The organism is Pseudomonas sp. Irchel s3a12 (assembly GCF_900187485.1).
Lineage (GTDB): Bacteria > Pseudomonadota > Gammaproteobacteria > Pseudomonadales > Pseudomonadaceae > Aquipseudomonas > Aquipseudomonas neuropathica.
In genome coordinates, this window is the sequence record NZ_FYDN01000002.1 from 1 (window position 1) to 23222 (window position 23222).

Here is a 23222-nt window from a genome sequence, read left to right on the forward strand (position 1 = left end):
CACCGGGCGGCAAGGGCTACAACGAATTCCGCATCGAAGACAAGAAAGGCGTCGAGCAGATCTACATCCACGCCCAACGCGATTGGGACGAGAACATCGAACACGATCAGAAGATTCGCGTCGGCAATGAACGGCACGACACCGTTGAAGCCAACGCCCTCAGCGAGTTCAAAGTTGAAGAACACCGTATCACCAGTCTCGATCGCAAGACCGAAGCGCGGGCCGATGACCATTTGACCGTCGGTGCCACCCGGCACTTGAAGGTCGGCACTGCACTGTTTGTTGAAGCCGGGTCCGAAATCCACTATTACGCCGGTGACAAAGTGGTAGTCGAGGGAGGCATGGAACTTACCGCCAAGGCTGGCGGCAGTTTTGTCAAAGTCGATGTCGGTGGCGTGACCATCAGCGGTGCGCAAGTGAAAACCAACTCCGGCGGATCTCCGGGATCAGGAACCGGCATCGCAATCAAACTGCCGATCGCATTGACACCCGCAGATGCCGACACGGCCGGCAAAACCCTCAGTGCAGCCCCCATCAATGCACCACCAACAGCGGCACCGCTTGCAGCACCAACATCGGCGACCACTGCAGACTTCCGGCTCGTACAGCAAAACATGCAGGCGCAAACATTGGTGACCGCCTCAGAAACCGGCAAGGCCTTCTGCCAGATCTGCAACCAATGAGCCAGTTTCGTCCCAGCCTTAACGAATGGTTGACCGCCGAACTCTGGCCCCTGGGTTCGCGCCCGGGCGCCGCCAAGGTCTACGCCTTGCTCGACGGCGCCCGCGACCCACGCATCGAACCGCTGGTGCGGACCAGCGGCGCTGAATTCTCCTGCCTGTACGCAGGCGAACTCGCCCCTAGCCTGTCGGCGGCCGCACCTTATCTGCTGCACCTGGATCCGCAGCAGGCCTACACCTGGCGATTATTGGAAGACAGTTGGGGACAGAGTTGGGGCATTTTCGTCATCGCCCCTGCGCAGGTTTCCCTGGACGAATTACGCGGCCACTTTCGCACGTTGCTGCGTGTAAGTGACCCGGATGGCAACCTGCTGGTGTTCCGCTTCTACGACCCCAGAGTCCTGCGCGTTTACCTGCCGACCTGCACGCCCCCGGAGCGCGCTGCAATATTCGGCCCGGCGAGCAAGCTGATCGCCGAAACCAGCACTGGCCAGTCATTGATTGTTTACCCGGCAGATCCTGCGGGCGGCCCGGCGGCGCGGGTCAGTGGCTGGCCCTCGGCGCAAGCGCTGGGCTGAGTCTGCGGTTCTTCAGACTGGAGAAATCGTTGCCAGCAAGCCGATCAAAATAGTGAGAACCAGAAAACCACCCAGGAAAATCGCCATCTTGTTCATGTTGCTCTCCTCAATGCTCAGCTTGCGGTGCACCGGATGCTTCGGGATGAAGGCTTGTCGCGAGTGACCGAACTGTGGGGCTATTTTGAGCGGATGACTGAACCGGTAACAGAGGCAGATCCAGCGAAAAAATACGGATCAGATGCGCATCTGATCCGCTTGAGCCATTGGCCGACATTCAGATCGCCGCACAAGGGTTCACTTTCCGAGCGATTGAACTAGAGTCATTGCCGTCGCGAGTACAACAACAAAAATCCCGGAGTGAACATGACTGACCTGAACCTGCAACCCAGCGTCGCCGAATCCCTGAAGCAGTGGCACGAAATGATCCGCACCGGCAACCTCAGCGCCCTGCCCGGTCTGCTTGATCCGCAAGCCGTGTTCCGCTCGCCGATGGCCCACACGCCTTATCCGGGCGCACCGGTGGTGTCGATGATTCTCAACACCGTATTCGAGGTGTTTGAGGATTTCCGCTATCACCGTGAACTGGCGACTGCCGATGGCCTGAATGTGATTCTGGAGTTCAGCGCCAAGGTGGGTTCGAAGGAGCTGAAAGGTATCGACATGATTCGCTTTGATGAAAGAGGGAAGATTGTCGAGTTTGAAGTGATGGTGCGGCCACTCAGTGGATTGCAGGCCTTGGGCGAAGAGATGGGGCGGCGACTGGGTGCTTATCTGGCGTCCGCCAAAGCCATGTAGGAGCTGCCGCAGGCTGCGACCTGTTGATCTTGATCTTTCAAAAGCAAGATCAAGATCAAAAGATCGCAGCCTCGTTTCACTCGACAGCTCCTACAAAACGCTTTGCCACAAAAAAGCCCACTGACCGTCGCCGGTTCAGTGGGCTTTGTGCGTCTGGCGTCTAGTTACAGCGCCATGTCACGTGCAGCGTTTTCCTTCGGAGCTTCAGCTTTTTCAGCTGCAGGTGCGGCCGGGGCAGCAGCCTGACCGATCACTGGAGGTGTCGGCAGTTCGAGGATCTTGGCGGTGTAAGCCCACTCTGCAGCCACTTTGGCTGGATCGTTGTTCAGCTGAGTGCCGTAGCTTGGAACGATCTGGTGCAGCTTGGTTTGCCACTCTGGGGTCGCGACTTTGTCTTTGAAGACTTTCTGCAGCACGCTCAGCATGATCGGTGCAGCGGTCGACGCGCCTGGCGATGCGCCCAACAGGCCGGCGATGGAGCCGTCTTGTGCAGCAACGATTTCGGTGCCCAGTTTCAGCACGCCACCAGCGGCTTCATCACGCTTGATGATTTGCACGCGTTGGCCGGCTTGCCACAGGCGCCAGTCTTCGGCTTTGGCGTTCGGGAAGTATTCCTTCAGCGCGTTCAGACGGTCTTCATCCGACAGCATCAGTTGGCCAGCCAGGTACTCGACCAGCGGGTATTCCTTGATGCCGACCTTGGTCATAGGCCAGATGTTGTGGGTGGTGGTGCTGGTCAGCAGGTCCAGGTACGAGCCTTCCTTCAGGAACTTGGTGCTGAAGGTCGCGAACGGGCCAAACAGGATGACGCGCTTGCCGTCCAGGACACGGGTGTCCAGGTGCGGAACGGACATCGGTGGTGCGCCAACCGATGCTTTACCGTAGGCCTTGGCCAGGTGCTGTTCAGCGATGGCCGGGTTATCGGTCACCAGGAACGAACCACCAACCGGGAAGCCAGCGTATTCCTTGGCTTCAGGAATACCCGACTTCTGCAGCAGGTGCAGTGCACCGCCGCCCGCGCCGATGAAGACGAACTTGGCGTCGGTTTCGGTTTTGGTGCCGTCTTTCAGGTTTTTGTAGCTGACGCGCCAAGTGCCGTCGGCATTCTTGGTGATGTCCTGGACTTCGCTCGACAGTTTCAGATCGAAGTTAGGCTTGGTCTGCAGGTACGTCGCGAACTGGCGGGTGATTTCGCCGAAGTTCATGTCGGTACCCAGCGGGCTCCAGGTGGCCGCGATTTTCTGGTTCGGGTCACGCCCTTCCATCATCAGCGGGACCCACTTCTTGATCACAGCCGGATCTTCGGAGTACTGCATGCCGGCGAACAGCGGGCTCGCTTGCAGGGCTTCGTAGCGCTTTTTCAGGAACTTGATGTTGTCATCGCCCCACACGAAGCTCATGTGCGGCGTGGTGTTGATGAACGAGCGAGGGTTCTTCAGAACGCCTTGCTGAACCTGCCAGGCCCAGAACTGACGGGAGACCTGGAACGCTTCGTTGATCTCGACGGCTTTCGGGATCGTCACGTTGCCTTTGTCGTCTTCCGGGGTGTAGTTCAGCTCAGCGAGCGCCGAGTGACCGGTACCGGCGTTGTTCCAGCCGTTGGAGCTTTCCAGGGCGACGCCGTCGAGGCGCTCGACCATTTCCATCGACCAGCTTGGCTCCAGCTCATTGATCCACACACCGAGGGTGGTGCTCATGATGCCGCCGCCGATCAGCAGGACGTCGACTTTCTTTGCTTCGTCAGCATTGGCGGATGTCATCCCCATCGCCAAAGCCAGACCCAGCAGGGCTGTGTTCACTTTCTTAAACATCTGTTGCACCTATGATAAAACGCCTTCCGCCCGCCGCTGTTATCTGTATGCGATCCGCTTTGATGACGCTCAGGCTAGCGTCGCAGATTCCGGCACACTTCAATTTTGACGGGTGGGCACACAAGGCCGACATGCTGCATCGACCTCAGTTAATGTCCCTTCTGAACTGACTTCTTATCATTATTGGCTCAGCTACTTGAGCGACAGGGATTCCGTCGGCCCGCCCGAAGGCAGGCAAACCGAATAAGGTCAAACCAAGTTGGCGCGAAGAATATCACGTCAGGGCAAACCCGCGCGTCTGTTCCCGACTTGAGAGTCTTTTTCCACTCAGGGACTTATCGGCCGCCAGTCGCTGAACATGACCCTCTGATGAGTGCGTCGACGCAAACCATCCTGCATTCAAGTGTAGTTGCCCAGAGATTGAGCACTTTTGGGCAGTGCCTTGCTCAAGCATTATCTGCTACGTTGTACGACGACTGACAAATTAGTCGTCAACCCCATAACAACAAGGAAACAACCTCAATGACCAAGACCCGACTCCTGATCGGCTTTCTCTGTGCCTTCAACGGTTACGCGATGGCCGCCTCTGCCCCGGCGGAAAAAGACGTTGCCCAAGCGGTGGACCATCTGACCCAGGCGATGCTGCACAAGGACATCGCCGAACTGAACGCGCTCACCGCGCCCAACCTGACTTATGGCCATTCCAGCGGCAAGATCCAGGACAAGAAGGAGTTCATCGCCGACATCGAAACCGGCAAGAGCGCGTTCAAGACCCTGGAAATGCAGAACCAGACCATCACCCTGTCCGGCGACACCGCGCTGGTCCGCCACCACTTTTCCGCGCAGGCGTTGAAGGGAACCGAGGTGGTGCCGACCGAGATCGAAAACTTTCAGATCTGGCAGAAGCAGGACGGCAAGTGGTTGTTGGTGGGGCGGCAGGCGTTCAAGTTCTGATTGATAAAAAGGACTCCGCCTGAAATGAGTAGAGGCAGAGTCCTTTCCCACAAAAAACTGGCGCTATACCTGAGTCGTCGCATTTCCCACTCCTGTTTCCATCCCGCCCTGATATGCTGCACCGCTATACCGCATCAGCTCGTCTCTATGGAGTAATCAATGACCCGACTACGCGTCAAGCATTTTGGCCCTATCCGTAACGGTGTGAAGAACAATGGCTGGATAGAGTTCAAACGTGTGACCGTATTTGTGGGCAATCAGGGCTCGGGGAAGAGCACATTGGCCAAACTGTATTCAACCTTCTCGTGGATTGAAAAGGCACTGGTGCGCGGCGACTACGACGCAAAATGGTTTGAACGAAAAAATAAATTCATCAAGCCCTACCTCATGTATCACAGGCTCGAAAATTATCTTTCTGCGGATACTGAGATCGAATACGAAGGTGAAGCCTACGTAATCCATTATTTGCGCGGACAGCTGCATGTCAGTGAATTGAAAGACAGAAAATATCACCTGCCTCAAATCATGTATGTGCCTGCAGAACGCAATTTCATCGCCTACGTCCGGCACCCCCGGGAATTGAAGCTTTCTTCTGATTCGCTGAAAGAGTTTTTGACTGAGTTCGACGCGGCGAAAGCCAATATGAAGGGGGCACTACGCCTACCGATCAATCAGGCGGAACTCGAATACGACAAACTGAATGACATACTCAACATCCGCGAATCAGACTACAAACTGAGATTGGCTGATGCGTCCAGTGGTTTTCAATCAGCTGTACCGCTACATCTCGTGAGCCACTACTTAGCCAACACCGTTCAAGAGCGAAGTGAAGAGCGGCAGGAAACCATGAGTACCGAAGAGCTGGAGCGTTTCAGAAAGGAGGTTGTGGAGATTTTTTCCATCGACTCACTGACAGAGGAACAACGCCGTATTGCTCTCTCTGCATTGTCAGCCAGGTTTAACAAAACTGCTTTTATAAACATTGTTGAAGAACCCGAACAGAACCTTTACCCACGATCACAATGGAGCGTTCTGCAAAGCCTTCTTCAGTTCAATAACCAAGGGCAAAACAACCGTCTGGTACTGACAACTCATAGCCCTTATGTGGTGAGTTATCTGACGATCGCTGTGCAGGGCAAACATCTGCACGACAGTATATTGGAGAAGCGCGCAGAGGCCCTGCTAACCAGCCTCGCCAAAGTAATTCCCCTGCACGCGTTGGTAGACGCTAATGAACTGGCGATTTATCAAGCCGATGAAACAACTGGAAGCATCGAAAAATTGCCCATGTCGGGAGGCATTCCGTCGGACCATAACTACCTCAACGAATCACTTCGTGAAGGTAATGATTTGTTCGATCAACTTCTCGATATCGAGGAGGCATTGGAGGCGTGAATTTCCTCAATGCTCAATGTCAAAGTGGCCCTTACCACCAAGAACGGTTTGGCCTGTGCGACAACACATCGCGTCCTGTCGCCTACGCCGATCCAGAGTCAGAAGAGACCTGGATCGCCACAGTCAAAAACCCGGATAGTAAAGCGGTCCTTTTCACAGCCATCGACAAATGCGTGATTGGTGACACTGAAGAACCGGGGCGAGGTCGATGTGACTGCATGCTGACCACAAATAAGCAGCTTTACTTGGTCGAGTTGAAAGAAAGAGGCGGTAGCGCATGGAAAAATCATGCGATTGAGCAGCTCGAGTCGACAATTCAATTTCTGCAGACAACGCATGGTGAGGAGTATCTGGATAACTTCAGTCCTAAAAAAGCGTTCGTTTGCAATCGCAAGAAAAAGCCCTTTGTCACCATTGAAACAGATAAAAAACAACATTTCTTCAGAACATATAAATTCAAACTGGACATACAAACGACGGTACTTATCGTCTGAAAGCATTCCTGTTACCTATTTGCCTGACATTCAACTCAGGTTCGGGTCATTCCCCCGCTTTCACAACCGAAACCGATCCACCGACTGCGCCAACTGCCCCGCCAGGCTCGACAACTCATCGGTGGTATTCGCCGTTTGCCCGATCACCCGGCTGTTGCCTTCGGACATCCCGGCAATCATTTCCACCTGATGGGCGATCTCGTTACTGGCCTGGCTTTGCTCGCCAATCGTGCGAGTGATGTCGTTGACCAGTTGCGTCGTGCTCAACGTCGCCTCGAGAATTTCGCGGATGGCCCGCTCGACATCCGCCGTCACCGCCATGCCCTTGTCGACCTGCGCGACACCCGCCTCCATGCTGCTGACCGCCTCGCGGGTGCTGTGCTGAATGCGCGCGACCATCGCGGCGATTTCCTGGGTAGAAGCGCTGGTGCGTGCCGCCAGACTACGCACTTCATCCGCCACTACCGCAAACCCCCTTCCCTGCTCGCCGGCCCGAGCCGCTTCAATGGCGGCGTTGAGCGCCAGCAGATTGGTCTGGTCGGCAATGCTCTTGATCACCTGAATGATGTTGAAAATGGCTTCGGATTCCTGATCCAGCGTGCGGATCACCTGCGCCGACTGTTGTGCTGATCGGGCGATATCGTCCATGTCGCTGACCACTTGATGAATGACACCGCCGCCCTCCTTGGCCAGGGTTTCGGCCTGACTGGCCATGCTCAGGGCTCGTTCGGCGTGGCGGGTGATTTCCTCGATGCTCGCGGTCATCTGGCTGGCGGCAGCGGCCATGGTGCCGGCAGCGACGCTTTGTTGCTGACTGCTGTCGGCGACCTGATGGCAGCCGTGGCTGAGTTGTTCGCTCATGCCACTGACGCCGTGAGCATTGCGCCGCACCACATCGATCATGTTGCGCAAGTCGCGCTGCATGGTTGCCAGTGTGCGTATCAGAGTACTGGCTTCGTCCTTGCCGGATGGCTCGGCGATCGGCTCGCTGAGGTTGCCGTGGGCGATGCTTTCGGCGATGCGACTGGCGGTCTTCAACGGCGCCATGATGCTCAGAATGACCCAGCGCCCCTGGATCAAGAGCAGCACAAGACTGGCGATCAACACCACGCCGAGCGCGATGTTGGCGCTGCGGATGGCTGACTCGGTGCCTGCGCTGGTCTGCAGCGTATTGGACTCGATCAACTCGCTTAACGCGGCCATTTGCTCTTCAAGCTGACCAAACGCCGTGTTGAAGGTGCCCAGTTCCTGTTGAGCCGCATCAGGGTTGTCCAGCGCCAGCCCGACAATCCGTTCGCCCGCGCTGATGTAGGTATCGAGGCTCGGTTTGATCTGCTCCAGGGCCGTGCGCAATGCCGGATTGATCGGCAATTTGAGGTTTTCCTCGAGCACTTCATGAAAATGCCCGGCATGCTCGTTGATCGATTCGCGTACCTCGCTTGCCGTGCTGGTGCTTTTGCCCAGCCCGACCAGCATCGCCGAGTAGACATCGGCGCGCAGGGCGTCGTGCATCATGTCGGCTTCCATGTGGTTGCGCAGCGCGCTCATGCTGACCGCGTTATCGCTGACCGCCGAGGCCATCCGCTGATTGCCGACATAACTGACCAGACTCACGATCAAGGCTGTCAGCAGACTTGTCACAATCAGCAACACTAAACGCAGTTTGATCGACACCGGATTTTCCTCACTCATCACGCCCGTAAACGCTTGTCAGCCTTCAGTTAAGCCTATTTGCGCAGGTCTGCCGCGCCAGAGCGTGTCAGCAGGTGTCGGCGTGCTGGCCAAAGGCAGCAAAACTTTCGGATTGCGCGGCAAGTCTCACTTTTCAACGCGCACGGCCAACGCCTTCATCACCGGTTAATGCCGGCAGGCTATTGAGTCCGTCGTTCTGAATTCTCATGCAGCAAAAGGAAACGCTATGAAACGCGCATTGTGGTTGGGTCTGCTCAGCACGTTCGCCATCGGTACCGCACACGCGGCGACGGAAAAAGTCGCGATCAATCTGGTCAGCGCTGACGGCGCGCCGCAGGCGATCGGCTCGGTCACCATCAGTGAAACGGCGTATGGCCTGTTGTTCACGCCTGACTTGAAATCTCTGCCGGCCGGCGTGCACGGTTTCCACGTGCATGAAAACGGCAGCTGCGAGGCCGGCATGAAGGATGGCGTGAAAGGTGCTGCGCTGGCCGCTGGCGGACATTTCGATCCGCAGAAAACCGGCAAGCACCTCGGCCCCTACGCTGATGGTCATTTGGGAGACCTTCCGGCGGTTTACGTGACTGCCGATGGCATCGCCAACTACCCGGTATTGGCGCCGCGCCTGAAAAAGATTTCCGAGATCAAGGGCCACGCCCTGATGATCCACGCCGGCGGCGACAACCACGCCGATATGCCCAAACCACTGGGCGGTGGCGGTGATCGTATGGCCTGCGGGGTGATCTGACTCATTCCAGCGTGAAAGACGGGCAACCCGCCATGGCGTTGCCCGCGTCTGTTTTGCAATAACGCAGACTTTGCTGCGCCACGGAACTCCCGCCGCGCGCGCCCCTCTCACATTATGTAATCCTTCCCTTTTTGCTTCGCGCTTGTGGAGGAACACCGTCATGCGCAAGTTAGTGCTCGTTTCTTCTTTACTCCTATGCCTGCCCGTTGGTTCCGCTCTGGCCAAAGTCGATGCCGGAGATGTCGCCACCTCGGCCGGTGTCTCCGCGTCGCTGTACTCGACCTTCAAGGATCACAAAATGGTGATTCCGGCCCGTGACGACTTGTCTGCATTTGTCGCCAGTGGCGGGGCCATTCGTGGGGTTTATCTTGAATCGGTGCTGCAACAGGCTCGCCAGGAAAATCCTGGCCTCAATGCCAGTGATGAAGATCTGGCCAACGCGATTCTGGTGCATTACGAAGGCTTGAATCAGTAGCCGTCACGGATAAAGCAGCCGATGGATGGCCGCTGACGGCGCATAGGCAAAACTGTCCGACGGCCTCTATGATGGAGGCCATGACGACTTCTGTGCCCTTGCGCTCACCCTGCCCGCCCGGCGCCTGCATTTGCGGGCGCGATCCGTTGCTGGAGACGCCCGGCGCGGATTTGCGCATCCTGCGTCTGACCCGAGAGGAAGAAAAACGCCTGCTCGCTCGCCTCGAAATGCTCAAAGACCTGAATGACCTCAAACACCTGCAACAGCGCATGTTCGAGCAACTGGGCGTTCGCGTCGACGTCGCCCCCGGTTTCAACGAAGTGCGCACCATGCGCGGCATTGCAATTCAGATCGACGAGTTGCCGGGCCTGTGCCGCAAGACCCGCGCAGCGATTCCGGCGGCCATTCGCCGCGGACTGGAAAATCGCCCGGAGATCGCTTTCGAACTGCTCAACGCCCACGACTTGCTGCGCGACACCTGATCACTTTTTCAACCCCAAGCGTTTGCGCATCTCGACGGTAATGCTTTGCCGGGTTTTCTTCATGTCGGCCCACGGTTCGTCACCGACTTCAACCAGTCGCTGGTGAACGTTATGCACATTCCACTGATTGCCGCCCTTGATCTCGGCGACTTCCTCGCGAAACAGCGGCACCGACACCGGCAGACCTTCGCGGGTGCGCGCGGCGTAAGCGCAGATGGTGGTGGCGCCCAGACCGTTGCGCAGGTAATCGATGAAGATCCGCCCGACGCGATTCTTCGGCCCCGACACCGCCGAAAAACGGTCCGGCAAAAGTTTGGCGATATGACTGACGATGGCGTGGCTAAAGTCCTTGACCTCGTCCCAGCCAAGTTTGCGGGTCAGCGGCACCACCAGATGAATCCCCTTGCCGCCACTGGTTTTCAGGAATGCTTTCAACCCCAATTCATCAAGCACGGTCAATGTCAGCGCCGTCGCTTCGACCATGCTTTTCCACGGCAGCGCCGGATCCGGGTCAAGGTCGAGGACGAAGCGATCGGGCTTGTCCAGATCGACCGTGGTGGCGTTCCAGGTGTGCAGTTCGACGGTGCTCATCTGTACCGCGCCGATCAGCGCTTCGGCGTTATTGATCAGCATCACCGGTTGCCCGGTGAGATCTTTGTCCAGCGTGGTGATGCCGGGTATTGCCAGGCGCTCGGCGTTTTTCTGGAAGAACAACTCGCCGGCAATACCGTCTGGAGCGCGCACCAGAGCCACCGGGCGATCCTTGAGCTGCGGCAGGATCCATTCGGCGACGCTGGCGTAATACTCGGCCAGCTGCATCTTGGTGGTGCCGCTGACCGCGTCGATCACCCGATCCGGGTGCGTGATGCGCACCTTGCCGTTGGCCAGTCCGAGCTGTGACGGCGCGGTATCCGGATTGCTCGCCGGGGCTTTTTGCGGCGGTTTTTTCGTGGCTGGTTTCTTCGCTGCAGTCTTCACCGGTTTCGCTCGCTCCTCTGTGATGCCCTTGGCCGGTTTGTCGTCGCGCAAGCCATGGAACACGGCGTGGCGTACCGAACCGTCCTTGGTCATTTCGGCGAATGCGACTTCCGCCAGCAGTTTCGGCTTGAGCCAGTGCACGCCTTTGACCTCGAAGCCGCTGGGTGGATTGACCACCGCCGCCTTCTTCACCTGCAAGGGCTTGAGTTGGGCCAGAATGCTTTTCAACGTCGATTCGTTGAAACCGGTGCCGACCTTGCCGGCATAGCGCAATTCACCGCTGTCGCGGTCATGCAGCCCCAGCAACAACGCGCCGAAGGCACTGCGCGAACCTTTCGGATCGGTGTAACCGACGACCACGAATTCCTGGCGGTGTTTGCACTTGAGCTTGATCCAGTCGCCGCTGCGCCGCGACACATAGGGCGAACCAAGGCGTTTGCCGATCAGGCCTTCCATCTGCATCTGGCAGGCGCTGTTGAGCAGGGCGTCCGGGGTTTCGTCGAAGGCTTCGGAGAAACGCAACAAGGGTTGCTCATGACTGCCGAGCACCGTGGCCAGCGCGGCGCGCCGCTCTTCAACTGGCACTTCACGCAGGTCGACACCGTTGAGATAAGGCAGGTCGAACAAGTAGTAGAGAATGTTGCCGCTGCGTCCGGCTTCGAAAGCATTTTGCAGGGCCTGAAAGTCCGGCACACCCTGTTCGTTGGCGACGACCATTTCACCGTCCAGCCATGCGGATTCCAGCCCCAGCGCGGCCACTGCTTTGGCTTGTTGCGGCAACTTGTGCGTCCAGTCATGTCCGTTGCGGGTGAACAGTTGCACCTGATCATGATCGATGCGCGCCATGATCCGGTAGCCGTCGAACTTGATCTCGTAGCTCCACTGCCCTTCCGGCGCGCTGTCGACCAGCGTGGCCAGTTCCGGCTTGAGTTGCGTCGGCAATTTGGCCTTGTGCGCGCCGGTGAGCTTGCCGCTCGCGGGCTTGAGGGTTTTCGCCGCAGGTTTCTTCAGCGGTTTGCTTTGCTCGGCGGCCAGTTTGGGTTTGCCCACTATCGTGCGTTCGCTCAGGACACTGTCCGGCTCGGCCAGCAGCACGTCGTAATCATCCTGCGGCCGCGCGGCATCGTCCTGATGCTTGATCAGAAACCATTGTTCCTTCTTGCCCGGCATGTGCGTGCGCACCAGATTCCAGACACCGCCGAGCTTTTCGCCTTGCAGCTCGAACTTGAGTTTGCCCTTTTCGTAGGCCTTGTGCGGATCCTCCAGCGGAATCCACACGCCACGATCCCAGACGATCACATCCCCGGCGCCGTAATGCCCTTCGGGAATGCTGCCTTCAAATGTCGCGTAATCGAGCGGATGATCCTCGACATGCACCGCCAGCCGCTTGACCTTGGGGTCGAGTGACGGCCCTTTCGGCACCGCCCAGCTTTTCAAGGCGCCATCGAGTTCCAGGCGAAAGTCGTAATGCAGGTGTGAAGCGTCGTGCTTCTGGATGCAGAACTGCAAAGCATGCTCGGCAGCGGTTTTACGTCCCGAGCGCTTGACGGCAGCCGGTTCCGAGGTCGCCGAAAAATCGCGCATGCGGTTGTAGTCGTCGAGGTTCCTGTTCATCGTGCACCTGCCTTGTTTCAGCCCATTCGGGTCACGGTCAGCGCCACCACTGCGATGCGGTCGACCCGTTGATAGCCGGGGTTGAGCAGTTCTTCGCCAAAAACATCCGGGTCGAGTTCGCGGTACGTCCAGCCGAAGCGTTTTTCATCGAGGCGCGGCAGCACGGTGTCGAGAAACGGATCACGACCATCGACCATCGCCACACCGGTGTAGAGAAGCAGCGAGCCACCAGGCGCCAATCGATTCAAGGCCTGTTCGACGATGCGCAGTGACAGTCCTGCCCCCAGCGTCCCGCCACCGTGGCGATAGGCGCGTTCCGCCGGGTCGGCCATGTACGGCGGGTTGGCGACGATCAGGTCGAACTCGCCGTCGACGCCCTGCAACAGATCACTGGCGCGCACTTCAACGTTGGCGACTTCCGCCAGTGCCGCATTGATCGCAGTCAGACGCAACGCCGCAGGGTTGATGTCCAGCGCCAGCACCTCTGCCTCGCGACGGGCGCGGCCGATCAGAATCGCACCGACGCCAGCGCCACAGCCGATGTCCACCGCGCGATGAATCGGCGCGAAGTTCTGCTGCAGGTGGGCGTGGATCAGTTGCGCAAAACGGTAGGTGTCGGGGCCGAAAAACACCGCGTCAGCGGCCTCGGTGGGAAATGCCGAATGGACGAACAGCAAATCATCCAGGCTCGACCAGCGCACCCGACTCTTCAGCTCACCTTCGTAGGTATCAATGATCTGTGCGTCTTGCAGTTGCCGCTGTTCATCGGCGGATAACAATCCCGGCGCGAACGGACGCGACCAGCCGAACACATCACGCAAAGAGTCGGCCATCTGGCCTTCGTCACGCTGGTTGACCCGTTGATGGGTCAACGGCGTCGGCGTGGTGAACCGATATCCGTCTGCCAACAAGCGCCGGCCCAATTGCAGCAGCACGAGGTCGTTGGGGCAGAGTTGTTCTTCCTGAGTCATCGGCGGTGTCCTTAAGGCAAACGGGATTTGAGTTCGATAAAACGCCGGGTGGCGAGCAGCCCGGCCGGGTGTGCATGGCGGGCCGGGGCGAGCCAGGGGATCAAAATCGCCATTTGCGCCGAGGCATCCTGACCTTGCAGCGCGGTGTTGAGCGCCTGTACGTCGGGGTCCTGTTCAAGCCCTTCGATGGGCGCTGCGGTCTGACTGTGCCGCCGAACGGGTTTCGCTTTATCCGACGGCGTCCAATCGCCGGCGATCCAGTCGTGCACCAGTTGTTTTTCGTAGGCATTGAACACACCAAACATCGCCGCACCGTCGCCCGCGATCAGTTGCCAAAAACGGCTGGCCTGCGGGTCTTCGTGGCGCTTGATCCAGCCCTTGTTCTGCAACGCTTGGAGGAAACCGGGTAATTGCTCGGGTGCAGCCAGCCACTGATTGACGGTCTGCCCTTCGAAACGGCAGTAATCAGAATGCATGTGTTGGGCGAATGGGCACTTGCGCTCGAGCATCGCCAGCAATTGCTGCTCAAGGTCGAAGCCTTCAATGATTGCGCGGCTGCCCTGCCCCAGATCGTTGAGCCGATAGCCCAGCGCTACCCGGCGCAGAAACTCAGCGCGATCGGCCTCAAGCGGCAGCAGGTCAAGCGCCGCCTGCACGGCTTTTTGCGCATGGCCGGTGCTGGCGTTGTCGATGGTCACATGGAGGGTGAAATAGTACGGATCGATCCCCAGTTCACTGAGTTCGTAACTGCTGATCAACAGGTGCAAGGGCAGTTGTTCATAGCCGAGGTTGTAGCCGATCACCTCGGGCAGATAGTCAGCACCACAGACACCGAGGGCCAGTTGTATCGCGCCTTGCAGGTAGCGTTCATCGTCGATGGCGCTGCTGTCCTGCAGATCGTGCTCGGCGAGCAATTTCTGGTAAATCACCACGTGGTTCTGCGCCGGATTGCCTTCGCCCAGCTCTTCCAGAAAGGTTCGCAGCAGCCCTTGGAAACGCGGGTCTTGCCAGCGCGGCAATAGACCATAGAGCCAAGCGCCGTCGACCAGTTTGGTCGGTGCCACCGCTTGCAGGAAATACAGCGCCTGCGCCTTGCCACGGAAGAATTGCCGAGGCCCGCCGGCCTTGCGCTGCTGGAGATAGTCGGCGTATTGCCGGGCGACATCGGCGCAATGTTCGGCCACCCAGGCGTGCCACGTTGCCGGGTCTTCAGGCAACGAATCGGTAAGTTGCGCGGCGTGTTGCAGTTGCTCCTGCAAAAACGCCTGCGCAAGGTCCTGGGAATCGTCATTGCGCAACAACGCTTCATAGACCTGCCGCATGTTCCCAGCGGCGTTCATCAGGTGCGGTTGGGCAGGCGCGGCTTGCAGAGGTGTCAGGACAGTCATGGCAAAATTCTCGGTCGGTTGGCAGGGCGCTGTTCCACACGCCTCTACAGCAGCAGAGAGGCGGCGCCTGCGAAAAATTCAATCGACGTGAAAATTGCCCGGACGGACGGCGAAGCAGCTCCTTGACGGAGCTGCGGGTGGTTATGATTTTTTGCCGTTACATCAGGCCTGGCCTTTGGCCTGCTGCTCCAGATGCACCTGCAAATCCGGGTCGATCCGCAAGGCTGCTGCCAGTTCATCCAGATAACGACGCTCGGCGTCCTGCTGGTCATCTACCAGCATCACGCTGGCCAGGTACATTTCGGCGGCAACAGCTGGGTCACCGTTCGCCGACTGCGCCACTTCGGCGGGATCCAGCGGCTTGGCAACTTCATCGTCAAGCCATTGCTGTAACTGTGGATCATCGGTGTGTTTGCCGATTTCGCTGCTGATCAGGTGTTTCTCGGCATCATCGATACGCCCATCAGCCCTGGCAGCGGCGATCAAAGCGCGCAGCACCGCGTGGCTGTGTTCTTCAATCTCCGGGCCGGCCAGGAGGTTAGCTGTTTGCGGCGTTTGTTGCGGTGCCGAACTCGCCTGGCTGCGTTGCCACGCCTGATACGCCTGGAACGCCATCATGCCCAGCGACGCCAGCGCCGCATAATTGGTCCCGCCGGAACGACTTTGCGTACTGCCCGCGCCGCCCAGCGCCCCACCCAAAGCGCCGCCAAGACCACCACCGGCACCGCCGCCGAGCAAACCACCGAGCAAGCCGCCCAAGCCGCCAAGTCCACCGGCAGATCCGCCGCCGCTGGCCGCGCCCGAGCCGCCACCGAGCATTCCACCCAGCAACCCACCCAAACCACCCAAACCATCGCCGGCAGACGCTGAAGATTGTTGGCCGGTCGAGGCCTGGCCTCGCAGCAGTTTTTCGAGCAAATCGCTGGTGTTCATGACTTTATCCTCAAGCATTGGCAGTGACTGCGTCTGGCAACGATAGACCCCTTAAGCCATAGCGCCAGCACCGTTTGGCTGACGCTCGAAGCCCTGACGGATTTCGCCCGCGTATTTTTTCGCCGGCCAGCTAAGATTGATCAGTGGTGAACCTTATCCCGGCCAGACCGGTCGATAGCTGCAACCCCGACCCGGTTTGCCGGCGCCCTGCGACTCAAGGGTGATACCCGGCTTGCTTCACTTTCTGGAGAACGCCCCCGTGATATCGACCGTACACATCGCCAGGCTCAAAGCATGGGGCGCCCATGGTTTTACCGCGACTGGCGTGGTCACAGCCTTCCTGGCCACCCTCTCCCTGCTGGAAAACCAGCCGACCCATTGCCTGATGTGGCTGGGCGTGGCGCTGATTGTCGACGGCCTCGACGGCGCACTGGCGCGCAAGGTCAACGTGCAGTCGGTGCTGCCAAGCTTCGATGGCTCGATCCTTGATCTGGTGATCGATTACCTGACGTATGTGTTCATTCCGGCGCTGTTCATCTATCGCTACATTCCGCTGCCGGATTACACCCTGCTGCTGACCGTGTCGCTGATTCTGGTGTCGTCGTTGTTCTGCTTCTGCAACGTCAATATGAAGAGCAAGGACAACTACTTTGTCGGGTTTCCGGCGGCGTGGAATGTGGTCGCCCTGTGCCTGTACATCATCGGACCGGGACCGTGGATCACTTTTCTGACGGTTATCGGTTTGGCGCTGTTGACCGTGACGCGGATGAAGTTCCTGCACCCGTTTCGGGTACGCCGGTTCATGCCGATCAACATTGCAGTGACGGCGATCTGGCTGCTATGCAGTCTGTCGCTGGTGCTCAACCATCCGGTGATCAACCCGTTGGTGATGGGGTTGTGGTTGCTGATGTCGGCGTACTTTCTGGGGATCTGCATCTGGCGCACGGCGCTGGAGTGGTTTGATCGGCCGCAGGTGAAATAGGCTCAACTACCAAAATACCTACCCCTGTGGGAGCGAGCCTGCTCGCGAAGACGGAGTGTCAGACAACATTTTTGTTGAATGACACAGCGCTTTCGCGAGCAGGCTCACTCCTACAGGGGTCGCAATAGATTCGAAAGTCGGGGGTGAATCAGCGCTTGGTGATCACCACCTCCAGATACTCGCTCGGCACCACCAGCGAACCCTCTCCCGCCCGATTCAACCGATTTAGCAAATCCGCCAGATCACTCTCCAGCGCCTGCCCGCTCTCCGGCGGTAATGCCGCAAAGGCCTTATGCACCGGCCCATACCAATGGCGGAAAATATCAATAAAATGCGCGGCCGAGCGATAGCGAAAATTGAAATCGCGCCGTGTCACACGCAGCAGAAAATCACGGTCATCGAAATGTTTGTGCAGCCAGGCATCGGAGCCCCAATTCGAGGGCGGCTGGGCGCCGGCAGGCGGCGGCAGATGACGGCTGAGCGTCTTGAACATCTGCCCAACAAAACCTTCCGGCGTCCAGTTGGCCAGACCTATCCGCCCACCACGGCGACAAACCCGCCCCAGCTCGGCCGCAGCCGTGTCCTGATCCGGCGCGAACATCACACCAAAGGTCGACAGCACCGCGTCGTAACTCTCATCGGCGAACGGCAGTGCCTCAGCATCGGCAACCTGAAACGTCACGTCCAGATGCTCTGCTCGGGCCCGATCCTGGCCGCGCTCCAACAAAGCTGCAACGTAGTCGGTCGAGGTGACCTGGCAGCCACGGCGCGCCGCCGCCAGCGTCGCATTACCGTTGCCGGCAGCGACATCCAGCACCTCTTCATCGCAACGCAGGTCACAGGCTTCGGCAAGGTTTTCGCCGACGATTTGTAACGTCGTACCAATCACGGCGTAGTCGCCACTGGCCCAGGCGACTTTCTGGCGTTCTTTCAAGGCAGTCAAATCAATCGGGGTACTCATAAGAGTGAACTCCGCTGCGGGTGGGGTCGGTGATCATTCGGCCGTCGTCGGATCGATGACCGTCATCACTCGCGCCACACTGTTGGCAGGAAATCCTCCAAGCCTGGCGTGTTCGCGTACCTGCTCTTCGTCAGGCGCGATGTACACGCAATAGATCTTGTCAGCGGTGACATAACTCTGCAGCCACTGCACTTGCGGACCGAGTTCGCGCAAGACATCACAGGACGTTTTCGACACAGCTTTGAGTTCTGCTTCCGACAGCTTCCCGGCCCCTGGAATCTCGCGTTCAATCACGAATTTCGGCATGGCAACCTCGCGCTCTTGTTATGGGGCAAGGCCGGCAGTGACCCTGCTCAAGCACTATCGCGCCGAGACCGCTCGGCGTCCCTGCCAATCGTCTGGCAACCCCGTAAAACCGGGGGTTTGCCGATGAGCGGTGGAAATCTGTAAAGCGTCTGGAACACCTTGAAGATTGCCAACGTTCGAGGATTGGTTTCTGATGCCCGCTCGCTTCTGGAACGGACTCTACCGATGTCACTGAAACTCGATTGGCTCGCGCATCACATGCACCATAGCGACCGTTATGCTCAATGGATCCACCAGCAATTCCCCTACGAATACATCGACCAACCGTTGGCTGAATGGCAGCGTGAATTTGCCGAGGGCCAAGGCAATGGCGACTGGTCTTGCCTGATCGCCATGGACGGTGAACATCTGGTCGGCGGCGCGGCGCTAGCACGCGATGACCTCGCCTTGCGCCCCAATCTCGGACCTTGGCTGGCCTGCGTGTTCGTCAGTCCTGAAGCGCGCGGGCAAGGGCTGGCGGAGCGCTTGGTTGAAGGGATTTGTCAGGAAGCGAAAGAGTGCGGGTTTGCGCGTTTGTATCTGCATACGCAGACCAAGCAGGACTACTACGCCAAACGCGGCTGGCAAGTCCTGGAGCGTTTTCGCGCCTGGGGCAATGAACAATGGCTCATGGTCCGCGACCTCTGAGCCAGTGGTTTGCTGATCACGCCGCAGGCGCCTTAGCCTCCTCCAGCAACTGCTGGATCATCTGCTCCTGCGCCTCGTAGCGACCTTCGCCGAAGTGGCTGTAACGCACCTGCCCCTTGGCGTCGATCAGGTAATGCGCCGGCCAGTACTGGTTGTCGAAGTTGCGCCAGATCGCGTAGTTGTTGTCGATGGCCACCGGGTAGGTGATGCCGAGCTTTTTCACCTGATCCTTGACGTTCTCGATGATCCGCTCGTAGCCGTATTCCGGGGTGTGCACGCCGATCACCACGAGGCCGTCCTTCTCGTACTTCTTCGCCCAGTCCTTGACGTACGGCAGGGTGTGCTGGCAGTTGATGCAGTCGTAGGTCCAAAAGTCCACAAGCACCACTTTGCCGCGCAGGGCTTCAGCGCTCAGCTCGGGCGAATTCAACCATTGCACGGCGCCAGCGAGTGACGGCATCGCGCCTTTGCCCTCCTCCATCGGCGAGTCCGCGCGGACTTTGCTGACAAAGTAGTCGACCACTTTCGGCACGTTTTCCAACACGCGTTTTTCGACACTGGCGACGCCTTCGGAGGAGGTGTTGGCCAACAAGGTTTTATCGAAGCCGGTGGCAATCACCGCTGTCGTCGCCAGTACCGCAACCCCGGCACCACGACGCAACCAACCGGTGAACGGGATCGACGGTTTCAAACGGTTGACCAACCCGCGCCCGGTGAAGATCAACGTGCCCAGCGACAATGCACTGCCGGCGCCGTAGGCCAGCAGCAACAGGCTGGTCTGCGCGTTGGCGCCTTGCAGCATGGCACCGGTGAGAATCACCCCGAGAATCGGTCCCGCGCACGGTGCCCAAAGCAGTCCAGTGGCCACGCCGAGCATGACCGAACCCATCGGCCCGGCCTTTTTCCGGGTGTCCGGGTCCAGACGATTGCCGAGCATCACGAAGGGGCGTGTCAGCCAGCCGCCGATGCGCGCCGAGATCAGCGACAGGGCGAACACGCTCATCACGATCAGCGCAACGTAACGGCCACTGTTGCTGGCCTGGATCACCCATTCGCTGCTGACCACGGCAAGGCTGGAGATCAGCGCGAAGGTCAGGGCCATGCCGCCGAGGGTCAACAGTATCGAAGCGCGACTGCGTTGGGCGCCGGCAAACAGAAACGGCACCACCGGCAGGATGCAGGGGCTGAGCACGGTCAGCAGACCGCCGAGAAATGCGATGAGGTACATAGTGAGTCACCCTTGATCAATGATTGTGGCGAGCCGTTCAGACGCTCTGGCTTTCCAGCCATTGGCTCTGCGGCGTACGGCTGGCGCCGTTCTCGGCGAACATCTGCCCTTGTGGCGTGCGGCTGGAGCCGTCCGCTGCAATCACGCCGTCGCTGCCCTGCTGGGCCCCCGGCGTCAGTTGGAAGCAGGTGCTGCTGTGGCAGCTATGCTGTTCAACCGCAGCGTTGGCATGGGCGGCGACGCCGGCCAGGGAGAAAGCGATGGCGGTGAAAAAGCGCGCGACGTTGTTCATGGTGTTGTTCCTTCTATAAAGAGTTGGCTTGGTTGCCGTTGATGACTCAGTTGTCGTTGTTGCAGCCGTCGGCAAATTTGCTGTAATCGAGTACGCGGGTTTTGCCTGCAGAATCGAGGTAGGTCATTCGCGCCTCGACGATGCCGCAGGACACCGAGTTGTCCTGTTTCAGCGAGATCACTTTCTGGATATCCAGGTGGGTGCCGTAGGTGTAGGTTTGCGCGGTAACAGCGGCTTCGGCCCGGGCCGAGAGCGTGCAGATGTTCAGCGCGGCAAACAGGCAGGCGGCGATTACGGAGTTGTTGTTCATGGCGTTTCCTCAAGGCTTCAATGGGGTTTGAGCCGAGGCGATCTGTGTGGGCCTCGATGGAGCCTATTTGAGGCTCGCGAGGTATCGCCTCTGTGTCAGGAACTGGCGCGTTTCAATCGCTGTGTATCCTTGCCATCGGGGGATACACAGCGATACAAACCCCTGAAAAAATCGCGTTTTTGCGTCCCCGTGTATCCGTAGTCACGGCAGATACACTGCAATACAAAGGCAGGCAGGCGGGCCACCGCAGGCTCGATACACTGCACGGCAGTCCCTTTTGATAGAGGTTTGCACCGATGGATCATGTCGATCACATTCTCATCGTCGACGACGACCGCGAGATCCGTGAACTGGTGGGCAACTACCTGAAGAAAAACGGCCTGCGCACCACGGTGGTCGCCGATGGCCGGCAGATGCGCAGCTTTCTCGAGGCCAACACCGTCGACCTGATCGTGCTCGACATCATGATGCCCGGCGACGATGGCCTGCAGCTGTGCCGCGAATTGCGGGTGGGCAAACACAAGGCCACGCCAGTATTGATGCTGACCGCGCGCAACGATGAAACCGACCGCATCATCGGCCTCGAAATGGGCGCCGACGACTACCTGACCAAACCATTCGCCGCCCGCGAATTGCTCGCGCGGATCAACGCCGTGCTGCGCCGCACGCGCATGCTGCCGCCGAATCTGGTGGTCACCGAGGCCGGTCGCTTGCTGGCCTTCGGTCGTTGGCAACTGGACACCTCGGCCCGTCACCTGCTCGACAAGGACGGCACCATGGTCGCCCTCAGCGGCGCCGAATATCGATTGCTGCGGGTGTTTCTCGATCACCCACAACGGGTGCTCAGCCGCGACCAACTGCTCAATCTGACCCAGGGTCGTGATGCCGATCTGTTTGACCGCTCGATCGACTTGCTGGTTAGCCGTTTGCGTCAGCGCCTGCTGGATGATGCGCGCGAGCCGGCCTACATAAAGACCGTGCGCAGCGAAGGTTACGTGTTCTCACTGCCGGTCGAGATTCTCGGGGCCCCGGCATGAGCGTCAATCTGCACTGGCCGCGCACCCTCGCCTCGCGCCTGTCGCTGATTTTCCTGATCGGCCTGTTGCTCGCTCAGGCGCTGTCGTTCGGTGCGCAGTATTACGAGCGTTACCAAAGCGCCAAGAACACCATGCTCGGCAATCTGGAAACCGACGTCTCGACCTCGATTGCGATCCTTGATCGCTTGCCTGCCGAAGAGCGCCCTGCCTGGCTCGAGCGTCTGGCGCGAAAAAATTATGGCTACCTGTTGAGCGAAGGCGAACCGGGCACACCGATCGAGGCCAGTGATGTGCCGGTGGCGGTCACCTCGATCACCGAAGCCATTGGTGAACGCTATCCGCTGACCTTCACCGATATTCCCGGGCCGAAGAAACACTTTCAGGGTCATCTGCGCCTGAGCGACGGCAGCCCGGTGACCATCGACGTGCGCCCCGCCATGGTCCCGTTGTCACCCTGGTTGCCGGTAGTACTGCTCGGCCAATTGGCGCTGATGCTCGTCTGCACCTGGCTGGCGGTGCGCATTGCGGTTCGCCCCCTGACCCGGCTGGCTAACGCGGTGGAAACACTCGACCCCAACGCCCACCCGATCAACCTCGACGAAAGCGGCCCGAACGAAGTGGTCTACGCAGCACGGGCGTTCAACACGATGCAGGCGCGCATTGCCGCTTATCTCAAGGAACGCATGCAACTGCTGGCGGCGATTTCCCATGACCTGCAAACCCCGATCACGCGGATGAAACTGCGCGCCGAACTCATGGACGATTGCACCGAGAAAGACAAACTGTGGAATGACCTCAGCGAGATGGAACACCTGGTGCGCGAAGGCGTGGCGTATGCGCGCAGCATCCATGGTTCGACCGAAGAAAGCCGCCGCACCAACATGGATTCCTTCCTCGAAAGCCTGGTGTTCGACTATCAGGACATGGGCAAGCAGGTGCAACTGGTCGGCAAGAGTGCGGCGGTCATCGACACCCGTCCTCATGCGTTGCGCCGGGTGCTGGTGAACCTGACCGACAACGCACTGAAATTCGCCGGCGCCGCCGAAGTCTGGGTCGAAGCCAACAAAGGCAACCTGGCGATCACCGTCATGGACCGCGGCCCGGGCATCGCCGACGCCGAACTGGCGCAGGTGCTGCAACCGTTCTACCGCGTGGAAAACTCGCGCAATCGCGATACCGGCGGCACCGGGCTGGGACTGGCGATCGCCCAGCAACTGGCCATGGCGCTCGGTGGTTCGCTGACGTTGAGCAATCGCGAGGGTGGCGGGCTGTGCGCTGAACTGAAGCTGCCGCTGCATCCATAAACGCTTTAACGGCGCCTGTTTAAACGCTACGCACCAATACCGGTCGGTAGCCTGCACACCGCCGCGCCAATGCCTACAACTTCATCAGAATCCACTGACTGTGCGCCTTGGCTGATGCGCTTATGGT

Annotated in this window: 23 protein-coding genes and 2 pseudogenes; 13 read left to right on the forward strand and 12 right to left on the reverse strand. The window is 58.9% G+C overall.

Annotated elements, in window-relative coordinates:
* The 3 genes and pseudogenes from CKW14_RS03570 to CKW14_RS03585 all read left to right on the forward strand — a co-directional run.
* Positions 1-683 (forward strand): annotated as a pseudogene (locus CKW14_RS03570) (hypothetical protein); the annotation flags it as partial.
* Positions 680-1258, forward strand: a complete 579-nt coding sequence (locus CKW14_RS03575) for a DUF4123 domain-containing protein (RefSeq protein WP_095047484.1) — start codon at positions 680-682, stop codon at positions 1256-1258. The pseudogene CKW14_RS03570 and the gene CKW14_RS03575, both read left to right, overlap by 4 nt.
* A 363-nt stretch (positions 1259-1621) precedes the next feature.
* Positions 1622-2053 (forward strand): nuclear transport factor 2 family protein, encoded by a 432-nt coding sequence (locus CKW14_RS03585; RefSeq protein ID WP_095047485.1) that lies wholly within the window; start codon positions 1622-1624, stop codon positions 2051-2053.
* A 164-nt stretch (positions 2054-2217) separates the two neighbouring features.
* Here the strand turns inward: CKW14_RS03585 and mqo are convergent, their stop codons facing one another.
* Positions 2218-3864 carry a malate dehydrogenase (quinone) gene (gene mqo / locus CKW14_RS03590; RefSeq protein WP_095047486.1) on the reverse strand — a complete coding sequence of 549 codons (1647 nt, stop codon included), beginning with the start codon at positions 3862-3864 and terminating at the stop codon, positions 2218-2220.
* A 522-nt stretch (positions 3865-4386) separates the two neighbouring features.
* On the opposite strand from mqo, the gene CKW14_RS03595 reads away from it, so the two are divergent.
* The 3 genes from CKW14_RS03595 to CKW14_RS03605 all read left to right on the forward strand — a co-directional run bounded on the left by CKW14_RS03595 (position 4387) and on the right by CKW14_RS03605 (position 6707).
* Positions 4387-4818, forward strand: coding sequence for a nuclear transport factor 2 family protein (locus tag CKW14_RS03595; RefSeq protein WP_038369331.1), 432 nt, complete (start codon positions 4387-4389; stop codon positions 4816-4818).
* Between the two features lie 159 nt (positions 4819-4977).
* Positions 4978-6213, forward strand: coding sequence for an AAA family ATPase (locus tag CKW14_RS03600; RefSeq protein ID WP_095124713.1), 1236 nt, complete (start codon positions 4978-4980; stop codon positions 6211-6213).
* On the forward strand, positions 6210-6707 hold the full coding sequence (locus CKW14_RS03605) for a hypothetical protein (protein WP_095047488.1): 498 nt from the start codon (positions 6210-6212) through the stop codon (positions 6705-6707). Before CKW14_RS03600 ends, CKW14_RS03605 begins: the two co-directional genes overlap by 4 nt.
* Positions 6708-6767: 60 nt before the next feature.
* Here CKW14_RS03605 and CKW14_RS30355 read toward each other — a convergent pair whose 3' ends face one another.
* Both CKW14_RS30355 and CKW14_RS30360 read right to left on the reverse strand, forming a co-directional pair.
* The gene (locus CKW14_RS30355; RefSeq protein WP_371857731.1) at positions 6768-7631 is read right to left on the reverse strand and encodes a methyl-accepting chemotaxis protein; all 864 of its coding nucleotides are present in this window, start codon (positions 7629-7631) and stop codon (positions 6768-6770) included.
* A pseudogene (locus tag CKW14_RS30360) lies at positions 7626-8399 on the reverse strand (MCP four helix bundle domain-containing protein); the annotation flags it as partial. The gene CKW14_RS30355 and the pseudogene CKW14_RS30360, both read right to left, overlap by 6 nt.
* A 226-nt stretch (positions 8400-8625) precedes the next feature.
* Between CKW14_RS30360 and sodC the strand changes: the two are divergent.
* The 3 genes from sodC (at position 8626) to CKW14_RS03625 (ending at position 10104) form a co-directional block, all read left to right on the forward strand.
* Positions 8626-9147 carry a superoxide dismutase family protein gene (gene sodC, locus CKW14_RS03615; protein WP_095124714.1) on the forward strand — a complete coding sequence of 174 codons (522 nt, stop codon included), beginning with the start codon at positions 8626-8628 and terminating at the stop codon, positions 9145-9147.
* A gap of 160 nt (positions 9148-9307) precedes the next feature.
* The gene (locus CKW14_RS03620; RefSeq protein ID WP_095047491.1) at positions 9308-9622 is read left to right on the forward strand and encodes a DUF2388 domain-containing protein; all 315 of its coding nucleotides are present in this window, start codon (positions 9308-9310) and stop codon (positions 9620-9622) included.
* A gap of 80 nt (positions 9623-9702) precedes the next feature.
* The gene (locus CKW14_RS03625) at positions 9703-10104 is read left to right on the forward strand and encodes a hypothetical protein (protein WP_176471250.1); all 402 of its coding nucleotides are present in this window, start codon (positions 9703-9705) and stop codon (positions 10102-10104) included.
* Here CKW14_RS03625 and ligD read toward each other — a convergent pair whose 3' ends face one another.
* The 4 genes from ligD to CKW14_RS03645 all read right to left on the reverse strand — a co-directional run bounded on the left by ligD (position 10105) and on the right by CKW14_RS03645 (position 15988).
* Positions 10105-12696: a DNA ligase D gene (gene ligD / locus CKW14_RS03630; RefSeq protein WP_095124716.1), complete on the reverse strand. Its 2592-nt coding sequence runs from the start codon at positions 12694-12696 to the stop codon at positions 10105-10107.
* A gap of 17 nt (positions 12697-12713) precedes the next feature.
* The gene (locus CKW14_RS03635) at positions 12714-13667 is read right to left on the reverse strand and encodes a class I SAM-dependent methyltransferase (RefSeq protein WP_095047493.1); all 954 of its coding nucleotides are present in this window, start codon (positions 13665-13667) and stop codon (positions 12714-12716) included.
* A gap of 11 nt (positions 13668-13678) precedes the next feature.
* On the reverse strand, positions 13679-15055 hold the full coding sequence (locus CKW14_RS03640; protein WP_095124717.1) for an iron-containing redox enzyme family protein: 1377 nt from the start codon (positions 15053-15055) through the stop codon (positions 13679-13681).
* Between the two features lie 162 nt (positions 15056-15217).
* Complete coding sequence (locus CKW14_RS03645) at positions 15218-15988, reverse strand: tellurite resistance TerB family protein (RefSeq protein WP_095124718.1); 771 nt, start codon at positions 15986-15988, stop codon at positions 15218-15220.
* A 259-nt stretch (positions 15989-16247) separates the two neighbouring features.
* Between CKW14_RS03645 and pcsA the strand changes: the two genes are divergently transcribed.
* On the forward strand, positions 16248-16970 hold the full coding sequence (gene pcsA, locus CKW14_RS03650; RefSeq protein ID WP_095124719.1) for a phosphatidylcholine synthase: 723 nt from the start codon (positions 16248-16250) through the stop codon (positions 16968-16970).
* 148 nt (positions 16971-17118) lie between these two features.
* Here pcsA and CKW14_RS03655 read toward each other — a convergent pair whose 3' ends face one another.
* Complete coding sequence (locus CKW14_RS03655) at positions 17119-17931, reverse strand: class I SAM-dependent methyltransferase (RefSeq protein WP_095047496.1); 813 nt, start codon at positions 17929-17931, stop codon at positions 17119-17121.
* A gap of 33 nt (positions 17932-17964) precedes the next feature.
* Positions 17965-18237, reverse strand: coding sequence for a DUF4242 domain-containing protein (locus CKW14_RS03660; RefSeq protein WP_095047497.1), 273 nt, complete (start codon positions 18235-18237; stop codon positions 17965-17967).
* Between the two features lie 225 nt (positions 18238-18462).
* Here CKW14_RS03660 and CKW14_RS03665 point away from each other — a divergent pair, with 225 nt between their 5' ends.
* Entirely contained in the window at positions 18463-18924 is a 462-nt protein-coding gene (locus tag CKW14_RS03665) for a GNAT family N-acetyltransferase (protein WP_095047498.1), read from the forward strand.
* A 16-nt stretch (positions 18925-18940) separates the two neighbouring features.
* On the opposite strand, the gene CKW14_RS03670 is transcribed toward CKW14_RS03665, so the two are convergent.
* Genes CKW14_RS03670 through CKW14_RS03680 form a run of 3 tightly spaced genes read right to left on the reverse strand, consistent with a single transcriptional unit; the run spans position 18941 to position 20754 of the window.
* The gene (locus tag CKW14_RS03670) at positions 18941-20152 is read right to left on the reverse strand and encodes a cytochrome c biogenesis protein DipZ (protein ID WP_095124720.1); all 1212 of its coding nucleotides are present in this window, start codon (positions 20150-20152) and stop codon (positions 18941-18943) included.
* Positions 20153-20189: 37 nt separating this feature from the next.
* A complete protein-coding gene (locus tag CKW14_RS03675; RefSeq protein ID WP_095124721.1) occupies positions 20190-20444 on the reverse strand; it encodes a hypothetical protein in 255 nt (84 codons plus the stop codon).
* A 46-nt stretch (positions 20445-20490) separates the two neighbouring features.
* Positions 20491-20754, reverse strand: a complete 264-nt coding sequence (locus CKW14_RS03680) for a DUF2790 domain-containing protein (RefSeq protein ID WP_095047501.1) — start codon at positions 20752-20754, stop codon at positions 20491-20493.
* A gap of 296 nt (positions 20755-21050) precedes the next feature.
* Here CKW14_RS03680 and CKW14_RS03685 point away from each other — a divergent pair, with 296 nt between their 5' ends.
* Together CKW14_RS03685 and CKW14_RS03690 are read left to right on the forward strand one after the other, a co-directional pair.
* Positions 21051-21791, forward strand: a complete 741-nt coding sequence (locus tag CKW14_RS03685) for a response regulator (RefSeq protein WP_007919579.1) — start codon at positions 21051-21053, stop codon at positions 21789-21791.
* Entirely contained in the window at positions 21788-23095 is a 1308-nt protein-coding gene (locus CKW14_RS03690; protein WP_095047502.1) for a HAMP domain-containing sensor histidine kinase, read from the forward strand. The genes CKW14_RS03685 and CKW14_RS03690 overlap by 4 nt, the downstream gene beginning before the upstream one ends.
* The last annotated feature ends 127 nt before the right edge of the window (positions 23096-23222 follow it).